At 77.0% G+C, this 12,375-nt stretch carries 13 protein-coding genes; 10 read left to right on the top strand and 3 right to left on the bottom strand.

Annotated elements, in window-relative coordinates; translation table 11 throughout:
- The 4 genes from F1544_RS24030 to F1544_RS05985 all read left to right on the top strand — a co-directional run.
- Positions 1-633, top strand: a 633-nt coding sequence (locus F1544_RS24030) for a nucleotide-binding domain containing protein (protein WP_280114577.1), incomplete at its 5' end; no start/stop codon positions are given.
- On the top strand, positions 630-1,658 hold the full coding sequence (gene pdxA, locus F1544_RS24025; protein WP_308469899.1) for a 4-hydroxythreonine-4-phosphate dehydrogenase PdxA: 1,029 nt from the start codon (positions 630-632) through the stop codon (positions 1,656-1,658). The genes F1544_RS24030 and pdxA, both read left to right, overlap by 4 nt.
- Positions 1,655-2,260, top strand: a complete 606-nt coding sequence (locus F1544_RS05990; RefSeq protein ID WP_167583237.1) for a DinB family protein — start codon at positions 1,655-1,657, stop codon at positions 2,258-2,260. Before pdxA ends, F1544_RS05990 begins: the two co-directional genes overlap by 4 nt.
- Positions 2,257-3,339: a CDP-glycerol glycerophosphotransferase family protein gene (locus F1544_RS05985; RefSeq protein WP_167583235.1), complete on the top strand. Its 1,083-nt coding sequence runs from the start codon at positions 2,257-2,259 to the stop codon at positions 3,337-3,339. Before F1544_RS05990 ends, F1544_RS05985 begins: the two co-directional genes overlap by 4 nt.
- Positions 3,340-3,374: 35 nt before the next feature.
- Here F1544_RS05985 and F1544_RS05980 read toward each other — a convergent pair whose 3' ends face one another.
- Positions 3,375-3,842 (bottom strand): hypothetical protein, encoded by a 468-nt coding sequence (locus F1544_RS05980; RefSeq protein ID WP_167583233.1) that lies wholly within the window; start codon positions 3,840-3,842, stop codon positions 3,375-3,377.
- A gap of 281 nt (positions 3,843-4,123) precedes the next feature.
- Here F1544_RS05980 and F1544_RS05975 point away from each other — a divergent pair, with 281 nt between their 5' ends.
- The 3 genes from F1544_RS05975 to F1544_RS05965 are packed head-to-tail and all read left to right on the top strand — an operon-like array spanning position 4,124 to position 7,124.
- Positions 4,124-5,212 (top strand): glycosyltransferase family protein, encoded by a 1,089-nt coding sequence (locus tag F1544_RS05975; protein ID WP_167583231.1) that lies wholly within the window; start codon positions 4,124-4,126, stop codon positions 5,210-5,212.
- The gene (locus F1544_RS05970; RefSeq protein ID WP_167583229.1) at positions 5,209-6,222 is read left to right on the top strand and encodes a hypothetical protein; all 1,014 of its coding nucleotides are present in this window, start codon (positions 5,209-5,211) and stop codon (positions 6,220-6,222) included. Before F1544_RS05975 ends, F1544_RS05970 begins: the two co-directional genes overlap by 4 nt.
- Complete coding sequence (locus F1544_RS05965; protein ID WP_167583227.1) at positions 6,219-7,124, top strand: glycosyltransferase family 2 protein; 906 nt, start codon at positions 6,219-6,221, stop codon at positions 7,122-7,124. Before F1544_RS05970 ends, F1544_RS05965 begins: the two co-directional genes overlap by 4 nt.
- Here F1544_RS05965 and F1544_RS05960 read toward each other — a convergent pair.
- Complete coding sequence (locus tag F1544_RS05960; RefSeq protein ID WP_208971350.1) at positions 7,052-8,278, bottom strand: glycosyltransferase; 1,227 nt, start codon at positions 8,276-8,278, stop codon at positions 7,052-7,054. The genes F1544_RS05965 and F1544_RS05960 overlap by 73 nt on opposite strands.
- 84 nt (positions 8,279-8,362) lie before the next feature.
- Here F1544_RS05960 and F1544_RS05950 point away from each other — a divergent pair, with 84 nt between their 5' ends.
- Genes F1544_RS05950 through F1544_RS05940 form a run of 3 tightly spaced genes read left to right on the top strand, consistent with a single transcriptional unit; the run spans position 8,363 to position 11,534 of the window.
- Complete coding sequence (locus F1544_RS05950; protein WP_167583223.1) at positions 8,363-9,262, top strand: WcbI family polysaccharide biosynthesis putative acetyltransferase; 900 nt, start codon at positions 8,363-8,365, stop codon at positions 9,260-9,262.
- Positions 9,259-10,260 (top strand): glycosyltransferase, encoded by a 1,002-nt coding sequence (locus F1544_RS05945; RefSeq protein ID WP_167583221.1) that lies wholly within the window; start codon positions 9,259-9,261, stop codon positions 10,258-10,260. Before F1544_RS05950 ends, F1544_RS05945 begins: the two co-directional genes overlap by 4 nt.
- Positions 10,257-11,534: a glycosyltransferase family 2 protein gene (locus F1544_RS05940; RefSeq protein WP_167583219.1), complete on the top strand. Its 1,278-nt coding sequence runs from the start codon at positions 10,257-10,259 to the stop codon at positions 11,532-11,534. The genes F1544_RS05945 and F1544_RS05940 overlap by 4 nt, the downstream gene beginning before the upstream one ends.
- Here the strand turns inward: F1544_RS05940 and F1544_RS05935 are convergent.
- A complete protein-coding gene (locus F1544_RS05935; RefSeq protein ID WP_308469898.1) occupies positions 11,477-12,352 on the bottom strand; it encodes an FkbM family methyltransferase in 876 nt (291 codons plus the stop codon). The genes F1544_RS05940 and F1544_RS05935 overlap by 58 nt on opposite strands.
- Between the last annotated feature and the right edge of the window lie 23 nt (positions 12,353-12,375).

Below are 12,375 nucleotides of genomic sequence, written 5' to 3'. Positions count from 1 at the left end.
GCCCTGTCCGCCGGGGGCGCGCGCGTGGCGCTGGCCGGCAGCGCCGCCCTCGTCGCCGCGGCCGCGGACGCCACGACCGGCTCCGCGGGCTTCGAGGCAGCCGTCGTCCCGGCACCCGGCGCCCGGCCCGTCGCCGTCGTCGCCGGCAGCGGCTCGCACGTCACGGCCGCGCAGGCCGCCCACGTGGGCGCCGCCGACCCGGCGGCCTCCCTGGTCCTCGTCACGGCCTCCGACGAGCCCGCCCGCGGGGTCGAGGCCGCCGAGCTCGCGCTCGCACGGACCGCCGACCTGCTCGTGCTGCGCCTGGACGGCGTCCACCCGGACTCCCGGGCGGCCGTGGCCCGGCTCGCCGAGCACGCCGTGGCGCTGGCGGACGGCCGGGACCTCGTCCTCACCGGCGGCGAGACCGCCCGCGCCGTCCTGACCCGGCTGGGCGTCACCGCGCTGCGGCCCGTCGCGCAGCTGTCCCACGGCGCCGTCGTCAGCGTCGCGGAGGACGGCCGCCTCGTCGCGACGAAGCCCGGCAGCTTCGGCGGCCCCGCCGAGCTGCACGACCTCGTGCTGCTCCTGCACCGGCTGCGCGCCCCGCACGTCCCCGACCCGACCGCACCACCGCTCCTGGAGGCCCTGTGAACACCCCGACCGCACCCGAGACCAGCACGGACCCGCGCCCCGTCATCGCCGTGACGATGGGCGACGGTGCGGGTGTCGGCCCCGAGGTGACCGTCGGCGCACTGCTGCACGAGGGCGCGTTCGCGGCGGGCCGGCCGCTGGTCGTCGGGGACGCGCACCGGCTGCGCCTCGCGGCCACCGCCCTGGGCGTCGAGGCCGACGTCGTCGAGGTCGGTTCCGTCGCCGAGGCGGCGTTCACGCCCGGCCGCATCGACGTCGTCGACCCGCACCTGCTGCCCGCGGACCTGCCCTGGGGCGAGATCTCCCCCGCCGCGGGCCACGCCGCCCACGAGTACGTGCGGATCGCCTGCGAGCTCGCGATAGCCGGCGACGTGCAGGCGATCTGCACGGCCCCGCTGAACAAGGCCGCCCTGCACGCCGGCGGCCACGTGTTCCCCGGGCACACCGAGCTGCTCGCGCACTTCTGCGGCGTGGAGGAGGTCTCGATGATGCTGACGACCCCGCGCATCAAGGTCATCCACGTCACGACCCACCTCGGGCTGCTGGACGCCGTCGCCCGCATCGAACCCGGTCTCGTGGAGCGCACCATCCGCCGCGGTGCCGAGGCGCTGCAGCGGGCGGGGAACCCCTCGCCCCGCATCGGGGTGTGCGCCATCAACCCGCACGCCGGGGAGAACGGGCTGTTCGGCTACGGCGAGGAGGCCGAGAAGATCACCCCCGGCGTCGAGGCGGCCCGCGCCGCGGGCATCGACGCGACGGGCCCGCTGCCCGCCGACACCGCGTTCTTCCTCGGTGGCCGCGGCGACTACGACCTCATCGTCGCGATGTACCACGACCAGGGCCACGGCCCGGTGAAGGTGCTGGGGATCGAGGCCGGCGTGAACATCACGGTCGGCCTCCCGGTGATCCGGACGTCCGTCGACCACGGCACCGCGTTCGACATCGCGGGAACCGGGAAGGTCGAGGTCGGCAGCATGGTCGAGGCCCTGCGGCAGGCCGTGGAGCTCGCGGCGGTGCCGGCGTGAACCCCGCCGACGACGCGGCGAAGGCCGATCTGCGGCGCTACCTGCAGGAGGGCCGAGATGCCTTGCTGTGGAAGCTGGACGGGCTCGCCGAGCACGACGTGCGCCGCCCGCTGACGCCGACCGGCACGAACCTCCTCGGCCTCGTGAAGCACCTTGCGGGCGTCGAGTCCGGGTACTTCGGTGAGGTGTTCGGGCGCGACTTCCCCGAACCCCTGCCGTGGACGCAGGACGGCGCCGAGGACAACGCCGACATGTGGGCGACGGCCGAGGAGTCCGTCGAGGACGTCACCGGTCTCTACCGCCGCGTGTGGGCGCACAGCGACGCGACGATCGCGGAACTCCCGCTGGACGCCCCGGGCGAGGTCCCCTGGTGGCGGCCCGAGACCCGGGCCGTGACCCTGCAGCGGATCTTGCTGCACGTCGTCGCCGAGACCCACCGCCACGCGGGCCACGCCGACCTGGTGCGCGAACTCGTCGACGGGGAGGCCGGGCTGCGCGCGTCGAACACGAACCTGCCCGGCGGCGACGCGGCCTGGTGGTCCGCGTACCGCGCGCGCCTGCAGGCCGTGGCGGACGCCACCCGTGGAGGGGGAACCCGGTGAAGGTCGTCTGGAACGCCGACAACGGCCGGTACGCGGACAACCCACGGGCGCTGCACGAGGCCTGGACGGGGCGCGGCGACGACGGCGTCGAGCACGTGTGGCTCGCCTCCTCCCGCCAGGCCGCGACGTTCCCGCCCGGCGTCGCGACCGTGCCGATCGGGACGCCGCAGGCCGTCGCGGCGCTCGAGGCGGCGGACGTGCTGGTCTCGAACACGCACGTCCAGCTGGACCGGTGGCGCAAGCGCCCCGGGGCGACGTACCTGCAGACCTGGCACGGGACACCGCTGAAGCGCATCCACCGCGACGCCGCGCACCAGCCCCCGGACGACGTCATGGCCCTCCTGGACGACGACATCGCGCGGTGGGACCTGCTCGTCACCCCGAGCGCCGAGGGGACGCGGCTGCTGCGGGCCGCGTTCGCCTACGAGGGGCGGGTGCTGGAGACCGGCTACCCGCGCAACGACGTCCTGTCCGCGCCCGACCGCGAGGCCCGGCGGGCGCGGGTCCGGTCCGGCCTCGGCCTCGCGGAGGGCACGACGGCCGTCCTGTACGCGCCGACCTACCGCGACGACGAGGCCGTCCCGGGCGTCGACGCACCGCTGGGGCTCGACGTCGGGGCGCTGGCCGCGCGCCTCGGCGACGACGCCGTCGTCCTGCTGCGCCTGCACCACTACATGGGCCACCAGAGCCGTCCCGCCAGCCAAGGGCGGGTGCAGGACGTGGCCGGGTACCCCGACATCTCCGACCTCTACCTGGCCGCCGACGTCCTGGTCACGGACTACTCCTCGTCCATGTTCGACTTCGCGGTCACGGGCAAGCCGGTCGTGGTCTTCGCCTACGACCTCGAGCACTACCGCGACCGCCTGCGCGGCTTCACCTTCGACCTGGAGGCCGAGGCGCCGGGCCCCGTCCTGCTCGACCAGGAGGCGCTGACCGCGGCGCTGCTCGACCTGCCCGCGGTGGCCGCGGCGCACGCCGGGCGCTACGCCCGGTTCGTCGAGCGCTTCTGCGCCCTGGAGGACGGCCGGGCGAGCGAGCGCGTCCTGGACGCGCTGCTCGGGGACCTGCCGCGCGGCTGAACCCCGCGCAACCGACTCCCGCGCCGCCGGCCGGGTCAGGGGCGCGGGTCGACCGGGACCATCTCCGAGCGGCTCCTGTCCCAGATCCGCGGGTGCCGCCCGGCGAAGCGTGTGGCCAGCTCCGCGCGGACCTGCTCGAAGCTCGAGCCGGGTTCGGCGAGGCGGTGCTCGCCGAGGTCGTCGAAGCGGTCGTCGTCGAGGCAGTAGGCGATCTGGTCGAGGGCGTTGAACTGCCGGATGGTGATGACGCGGGCGACGAGGGTGTCCGCGGGGTGCGCGTCGTCGGGGAACAGCCCGGCCGCGGCGGCCAGGAACTCCTCGCCGCGGGCGGAGTCGGTGAAGGCGTAGTCGTTCACGCCCCCGCGCCCCTCGTTGCTGACCAGGCCGAAGCTCTGGCCGTGCCGGAGCAGGTTGCACGACCAGGCGACCCCCTCGTCGGAGGCCGCCTCCTGGTAGCCGTTGACGCTGTAGCGCTGCAGCGGGTGGCTGGACGGCAACGACACGGCGGCAGCACTCCTCGGCTCAGGGGCGGCGGCGCGGCGTGCGCGGCCGGCGCCCAGTGTCGCCGGCGCGCCCGGGCGCGGCGACCGGGACCGCGCGCGTCAGGCGCTGCCCCGCAGGCGCTCGTCGACGGCGGCGGGTGAGAGGAGCCGCTCCACGACGAGGTGGGTCGAGCCGGTGTGAGCCTCCCGCTCCGGGGGCGGCCGGTGGGGCAGAATGCGGGCGTGCGCCGCCTCGTCCTCCCCTGCCCGCGAGGTGCCTCGCGGCGGGGCGGAACCTCCCGGTGACCGCGCCCCTGAGAGCGCTCCACGTCCCCGGCGACCACGACTACGTCGCCCACCTGGGCGACGATCGCGTGCCCGGCGTCGAGGTCGTGCGCGACGACGACGGCGCGCCCGCGGCCGGGTGGCGCCCGAGCCCGGCGCTGGACGCGGCGTGGGTGACGGCGAACGCTGACCGCTTCGACGTCCTGCACCTGCACTTCGGCTTCGAGGGCCGCACACCGGAGCAGCTGCGCGCGCTCGTCGCCGCGGTGCACGGCGCCGGCCGCCGCCTGGTGCTCACCGTCCACGACCTGCAGAACCCGCACCTGCACGAGCAGGCGCGCTTCGACGAGCTGCTCGACGTCCTCGTCCCCGCCGCGGACGCGCTCGTGACCCTCACGCCCGGTGCGGCCGCCGAGGTGCGGGCCCGCTGGGGCCGGGACTGCGTCGTCGTGCCGCACCCGCACGTGGCCCCGCTCGCCGAGGTCGGCCGCCCGCGCCCCGCCCGGTCCCCGCGCGTCGTCGGCCTGCACCTGAAGAGCCTGCGGGCCAACCTCGTCGCGCTGCCGGTGCTCACCGTGCTGGCCGACGCGGTGGCGGGCTCGCCGGGGACCGTGCTGCGCGTCGACGTCCACGACGAGGCCCTCGACCCGGCCTTCGGGCGCCACGACGCCGAGCTGGTGGCGTGGCTGCACGAGGCGGCCGCGGCCGGCCGGGTGGACCTGCGCGTGCACGGCCGCTTCGACGACGCGGGCCTGCGCGCGTACCTGCGCGAGCTCGACGTGTCCGTCCTGGCCTACGGGCACGGCACCCACTCGGGGTGGCTGGAGCTGTGCCACGACCTCGGGGTGCCCGTGCTCGCAGGGCGCGTCGGGTACCTGCACCAGCAGCAGGCGCTGGTCGAGGTGGACCTGCACGACCCCAGCGCCGTCGCCGCGGGCCTGGCGCGGGCGCTGGGCGACCTCCCGGGGTCCGCGGCCACCGCGGCCGGGCGCCTCGCCCAGCGCCTCGACGTCGCCACCGCCCACCGGGACCTCTACCGGCGGGTGCTCGCGGCGGCCCCCGACACCGAGGCCGTCACCGAGGCCGTCGCGGGGCGGCAGGGGTGATCGGCTGGTACGTGCACCACCACGGGTCCGGGCACCTGCAGCGGCTCGTCGCCGTGACCCGGCACCTGCGAACGCCGGTCACCGCGCTGAGCTCCGCCGCCCGTCCCGACGGCTTCCGCGGGGAGTGGGTGCAGCTGGAGCGCGACGACGCCCTGCCCGTCGACACCGCCTCGGCCACCGCCGCCGGCGCCCTGCACTGGGTGCCGCTGCACCACGGCGGGCTGCGGGGACGCAGCGCCGCGATCACCGCGTGGATCGACCGGGCCGCGCCCCGGCTGTTCGTCACCGACGTCTCGGTCGAGGTGACCGCGCTGGCCCGGCTCTGCGGCGTCCCGGTCGTCGTCGTCGCGATGCTCGGCGACCGCGGGGACCCCGCCCACCGCCTCGGGCGCAGCCTCGCCCGGGCGCTGCTGGCCCCGTGGCCGGGCGACCGCGCCGACGCCGACCGCTCCGACACCGACCCTGCCAGCAACGGCGGCGAGACTCCGGTCGTCCACGTCGGGGCGTTCTCCCGCTTCGACGGACGTGCCCCCTCGGCCGTCGCCCCCGAGCCCGGCCGGGTGCTGGCCCTGTGGGGCAGCGGTGGCCGCGAGGTCAGCGACGAGGACTTCCGGGCGGCCGCCGCGGCGACCCCCGGGTGGACGTGGGAGCACCGCGTGCCCGGCTCGGCCCTGAGCGCCCCCGGCGACGACGTGTGGGCGGCGCTGCAGCGCGCCGAGGTCGTCGTCGTCCACGGCGGCCACAACGCCGTCGCGGAGGTGGCCGCGGCCCGCCGGGCGGCCGTGGTCGTCGCCCAGGAGCGGCCCTTCGACGAGCAGGTCCGCCGGGCCGGTCGGCTGCGCGCCGAGGGGCTCGTGGCGCTGGACCGCTGGCCGGCGCCCGCGGAGTGGCCCGCCCTGCTCGAGCGGGCCCGCGCCGTGGGCGCGGAGCCCTGGCACCGCTGGGCCCCGGGGGACGGGGCGCAGCGCGCCGCGGCGTTCCTCGACGAGGCCGCCGGGGAGCACCCGTGACCTCGACCGCGGTGCTGACCGTCGTCGCGGGCCGCCACGACCACCTGCGCGGCCAGCTGATCGGCCTGGCCGCCTCCGCGCAGGCGCCCGCCCTGCACGTCGTGGTGTCGATGGGCGACCCCGGCGTCCGCGCGGTCGTCGAGGGCGTCCCCGCGAGCGCCGGGACGCGCCGCGTGGTCGTGGACGTCGCCGTGCCCGACGACGGCGAGCTGCCGCTGGCCCGGGCGCGCAACGCCGCCGCGGCCGCGGCCCTCGACCTGGGCGCCGACGTCCTCGTCTTCCTCGACGTCGACTGCGTGCCCGCGCCGGAGCTCGTGGGCACCTACGCCCGGGCGGCGTCCTCCGCTGCGCTGCAGGCCGTTCCGGGACCGGCGCTGCTGTGCGGGCCCGTGGCCTACCTGCCCCCGGAGGTCCGCGTGACCTCCCCCGCCGACCTGGCCCGGCTGCCCGCGGCCGCTGAGCCGCACCGCGCCCGCCCGGTGCCGGCGGCCGGGGAGGTCGTCGCGGCGGAGGAGTCGCAGTGGTGGCTGTTCTGGTCGCTGTCCTTCGCGGTCACGGCCGCGGACTGGCCGCGCACGGGCGGGTTCTGCGAGGAGTACCGCGGCTACGGCGGCGAGGACACCGACGTCGCGGCGAGCGTGCGCGCGCTCGGCGGGACCCTGTTCTGGGTCGGCGGCGCGCTGGCCCACCACCAGCACCACCCCGTGCAGGACCCGCCGGTGCACCACCTGCACGCGATCCTGCGCAACGCCGAGGTCTTCCACCGCCGCTGGGGCTGGTGGCCGATGACCGGGTGGCTCGAGCGGTTCCGCGAGGCGGGACTCGTCGACTACGACGCGGCGAGCCGCACCTGGTCGCTGACGGGCCGCTCCGCGACGGCGGCCCGGAACACCTCCTCGTAGCGCGAGACCATCGTCTGCGCCGACAGGTGCGTGCGCGCCGCGGCGCGCACGGCCCGCCGGTCCATGGCCATCGCGGGCCCGACGGCCGCGGCCATCGCCTCGACGTCCGAGGCCGGCACCACGACGCCCATCTGCTCGCCCACGTGGGGCCGCAGGACCTCGCTGATGCCGCCGCGGTCGAAGGCCACGACCGGGGTCCCGCACATGGCCGCCTCGGCCGCGACCAGCCCGAACGGCTCGTCCCAGGCGGGCGTCACGAGGACCGCGCTGGCCCGGCCCACGGCCCGGGTCAGGGCCGTCCCGCCCAGGTGGCCGAGCCAGGTGGCGCGGGCGCCGAGGCGCGGCGCGATCTGCTCGGCGAAGTACTCCGGGTCCAGCGCCGGGCCGGCGAGGTGCAGGTGGTGGCCGGCGGCCGCGGCCGCGTCGAGGGCCAGGTGGGGGGCCTTCTCGGGGACCAGCCGCCCGAACCACAGCAGCCCTCCGCCGCCCGGGCCGAGGACCCAGCGGTGCGCGTCGACGCCGTTGTGCACGACGTCGGCGTGCTCCACCCACGGCGCCCACTGGCGCGCGGTGAAGCGGCTGACGCTCGTGAAGACGTCCGAGGCGCCGCCCGCGCTGAGCGCCGAGGTCAGCCACGGCGTCGGCGGGGTGTGCAGCGTCGTGACGGTCGGGAACGGCAGCGTGGTCGACAGCGACAGCGGCAGGTAGTGCAGGGAGTTGTTGTGGACGACGTCGACCTCGCCCGCGTACGTGGTGCGCAGGGCGTCGAGGACGCTCAGGTGCGCGTGGTGCTCGCGCAGGAAGGCCGCGGCCGGCATCGACGGGTCCTGCCGGGACAGCTCGTCCGGCTCCCACCCGCCCCCGGCGAGCAGCTCCGGCTGCGCGTCGGTGCTGCCCGCCGCCGCGAACAGCAGGACGCGGTGCCCCCGGGCCCGCAGCCCCGCCACCAGGTTCCCCACGAAGGACTCCAGACCCCCGAGGTACGGCTCGCTCACGGGGTAGCGGCTGGGCCCCAGCACGGCGATCGTCATCCGGTCCCGGGGACCCGCCGCGGACAGGCCGCGGCGCGGCAGGGCGCTGTCCTGTCGGGCGGAGGGGACGGTGGTGTCGTCGGCGGCCGGCGGCAGGGTTGCACCGGTGGAAAAGGGGGGCACAGGCTGATGCAAGCACGTGCGGGACGTCGGCGCGCACCACCGTCCGTCGACCGGCCCCGGCCGGACCATCTCTAGGGTGCGTCTGTGACCGGACGGCGACAGCACTACGCGCACTTCTACGGCCTCGCGCCGGTGCCCGCCGACGAGCGGCCGCTGCTGCTCGTGCACGGCAACTGCCAGGCCGAGTCGCTGCGCGTGCTGCTCGACGGGGCGGGTTCGCCGGTGCGGGCCGTGCGGATCCCACCCGTGCACGAGCTCACGGCCGAGGACCTGCCGCACCTGGACCGCCTCCTGGCCGGCGTCGACGTCCTCGTCTCGCAGCCCGTGACCGCCGGCTACCGCGACCTGCCGCTGGGCACGCAGGAGGTCCTCGCCCGCGCTCCCCGCTCGCCCCGGCTCGTCGTCGTCCCGGTGATCCGGTGGGCCGCGCTGCACCCGTTCCAGGTCATCGTCCGCTCGCCGGGTGCGGGCGAGCCGCCGCTCGTGCCGTACCACGACGTGCGGACCCTGACCCTGGCCGCGGGCCGGTCTCCCCTGGCCGAGGTCCCCACCCCCGCCGGGGCGCGCGCCGTGCGCGACCTCTCCGCGCAGGAGCTGCAGGGACGCCAGGAGCGCCACGGGTCGCTGCCCGTCGTCGACCTGCTCCTCGCTGCCGGCGCGGAGGCGACCCACACCGTCAACCACCCCGGCAACGCCGTCCTGACGGGTCTGGCCCGGCGCGTGCTCGCCGCGATCGGCCTGCCCGACGCGGTCGCCGACCCCGGCCGCACCCTGCTCGACAGCATCCACGCCCCCGTCCTGGAGCCGGTCCTGGACGCCCTCGGCCTGCCCGGGGCGGGCCGGGCGGACTGGCTCGTCGGCGGTCGCAGCGTGAGCGACGCGGAGGTGCGCGAGGCGCACCTGCGCTGGTACGCCGAGCACCCGGGCGTCGCCGAGGCCGGGCTGACCCGGCACGCCCAGGCCGTCGCGGCGCTCGCCGCGTGAGCACGCCCACCTGCCTCGTCGTCGGCCCGGCCGAGCACGGGGTCACCGCCGCGGCGCTCGCCCAGGCCGAGGCGCTGGGCGCCGTGCACGTGCTGCGCCGCGACGGTCGTCCCACGGGCGCGGAGCTGCTCGACGCCGTCCGCGGGGCCGCGCCGGGGGTCGTGCACGTCCACGTGACCGACAAGCTGTTCGGGCGCACGCCCGAGGAGGCGGCCGACGTCGTCGTCGCCCTCGCGCAGGCGCGGCCGCTCGTGGTCTCCCTGCACGACCTGCCGCAGGCCAGCGACGGGCCGGTCAACGCGGCCCGGCGCGCGACGGCCTACCGGCGGATGGCGCAGGCCGCGGCCGCGGTCGTCGTCGCCAGCCACCACGAGGCGCGCCTGCTGGCCGCGTGCGGGGTCGACGCAGCGCCCTCCATCGTCCCGCTTCCCGTGCCCGACCTCGCCGCCTCCGCCCCGGCCGCCGACGAGGCCGCCACCCCCCGGGCCGTCGCCGTCCTCGGCTACCTCTACCCCGGCAAGGGCCACGAGCCGGTGCTCGCGGCGCTCGACGTGCTGCCCGCGGGCGTCGGACTCACGGCGTGGGGGCGCGCCTCGGACGGCCACGACGACCTCGTGGCCGCGCTCACGGCGACCGCGCGCTCCCTCGGCCGCCCCTTCCACCTGAGCGGGTACGTCCCCGACGCGGACCTGCCCGGCCTGCTGCGCTCGCCCGTGCTGCCGGTCGCCCCGCACGAGCACCTGTCGGCGTCCGGGTCGATCAACGCCTGGATCGGGGCGGGGCGGCGGCCGCTCGTGCCGCGCAGCGACTACGCCCTGGAGCTGCTCGACCGGTCGCCCGGCTGCGTGTGGCTCTACGACGACCTGCGGACGGCGCTCGCGCAGGCCTGGGCCGACCCCCGCGCCACCTGGGCCGCGGGCGGGGTCCCCGCCGCGCTCGGCCCGGCCGCCACCGCCGCCCTGCTGCGCGCGGTCCTCGACCGGGTGGACGCGGCATGAGGACGGTCTCGGTGGTCGTCCCCCACTTCGAGTCGCCCCACGACCTCGACCTCGTCCTGACCGCGCTGGAGCTGCAGGACCACCCGCTCGACCTCCTCGACGTGGTCGTGGCCGACGACGGCTCCTCCGTCGCGCCGGATCCGGGGCCCCGCCCGTACGCGGTGCGGGTCGTCGCGCAGGCCGACGAGGGGTTCCGCGCCGCCGCTGCCCGCAACCTCGGCGCGGCCGCGGCGCGCGGCGAGGTGCTGTGCTTCCTGGACGCCGACACCGTGCCCGAGCCCGGGTACGTCTCGGCCGTCGTGCGGGCCGTCGCCGCGGGCGCCGACCTCGTCGTGGGCCGCCGCCGCCACGCCGACCTGGGCGCGGTGCCGCCGGACCGCCTGCGGCGCTGGCTGACCGGCCACGGCGACGCCCCGGAGGTGCTGGAGGAACCGGCCTGGCTGGCCGACGCCTACGCCCGCACGGACGACCTGCGCGCGGCCGGCGACGACGCCTACCGGTTCGTCATCTCCGCCGTGCTGAGCACGACCCGCCGCCTGTTCGAGGAGGTGGGCGGCTTCGCGGAGTCGTTCCGCGCCTACGGCGGCGAGGACTGGGAGTTCGCGCACCGCTGCTGGCTGCACGGCGCGGACTTCCTGCACGCGCCCGAGGCCGTGGCCTGGCACGACGGGCCCGACTTCGGCGTCCGGACCAGCGAGGACGAGGCCCGCGAGCACCGCAACGTCGAGGGCCTCGCCCTGGCCCGCCTCGTGCCCGGCCCCGCCACCCGCGGCCGGGTCCTGGTCTGGTCCCACCCCGACGTCGTCGTCCGCCTCGACGACGCGGGGGCGAGCGACGCCCAGGTCGTCGCCTCGGTGCGCTCGCTGCTCGTGGGCACGGACGCCGGGGTCTGGCTGCGCCACGGCTCGGCCCTCGCCGTGCTCGACGACCCGCGCGTGCACGCGGGCGAGCCGCCGCGGGAGGTGCTGCGGCGCTGCCGGTTCCAGGTCTCCCTCGACCGTCCCGTCGTCCTGGCGGGCGCGACGCTCGCGGAGCTGACCGACGTCGCCCCCGTCCAGCTGGGTGGGCACCTGCTCGTGCTGCGCACCCGAGACGTCAACCGCGGCGAGGGCGTCCCCGCGGTCCTGGACGCCCCCGGCGTCGAGGCCCCCGCGGCGGGCGACGTCGACCTGCAGCGCGCCTGGGGGCGCGAGGAGCACCGGCGGACGACGCGGTTCTACCGGTCGCTGCGGACCCCGTTGACGGCCAGCGAGCGCCCGATCGACTCGGCGTAGGCCGCGACGACCCGCTCGTCGACGGCCCGGTCCGCGACCAGCTGCAGCAGGCACCGCACGACGAGGTCGGGCGAGCCGTAGACGAAGTGCGCGAGCAGCGCCAGGTGCTTGAGCTGCTCCGCGTCCAGCTCCTGCAGCCTCCCGAAGTCCTTGACGTAGGCGACGTCGGCCTCGATGACCTGCTGGTGGTTCTCGAAGATGTCCCCGTCCAGCACCGCGGGGGCGATGGGCCACTTCTTCACGGCCGCGAAGGTGTGCAGCAGGAACCCCTGCGCGCGCAGCTCCGCGTCGACGTCGCCGAACAGCGGCTGCCCGACGTACAGGGGCACCATCGACACCTCGGTGTGCACCGCGACCGCTCCGGAGAGCGCGCTCCGCCCGTGCCGGAAGATCGGCAGCTCAGAACCCTGCACGTCGATCTTCAGCAGGTCCAGCGGCCCGAGGTCGGGCACGTCGTCGAGCCGCGTGGTCCCGATGGTGGTGCGCTGCAGCACCTCCCCGTAGCGGGCGAACTCGTTCAGCGCCGACAGCCGCTCGACGTCGGGTTCCAGGAGGCTGGTCATCCCGCCCATCCAGGTGACCCGGAGCTCGTGCTCCTCCCCGTCCCCGACGGCGTGGGGCAGGTAGCGCTCGTGCGGCCCGGCAGCGTCGAGCAGCCGCTGCAGCGCCTCGGCCTGCGGCTCGAACCCGGTGACCGTGCACAGCCCCGCCCGCAGCATCTCCGCGTACGGCGGATCCCCGTCGATGGGGTTGGCCCCGATGTCGACCACCGCGGTCAGGCGGTCGGTCTCGAGCAGTTCCACCCAGGCGTGGGCCACCGTGGTCCCGTTCCTCTCGTCGT

The organism is Kineococcus rubinsiae, from assembly GCF_011839805.1.
Classification (GTDB): domain Bacteria; phylum Actinomycetota; class Actinomycetes; order Actinomycetales; family Kineococcaceae; genus Kineococcus; species Kineococcus rubinsiae.
The sequence above is the reverse complement of the archived record's forward strand: the minus strand, read 5'-3'. Positions and strand labels throughout refer to the sequence as shown.

Excerpts from the sequence above, each read along its gene's own strand:
- F1544_RS05940 (WP_167583219.1), top strand. The coding sequence starts at position 10,257 with ATGAGGACGGTCTCGGTGGTCGTCCCCCACTTCGAGTCGCCCCACGAC.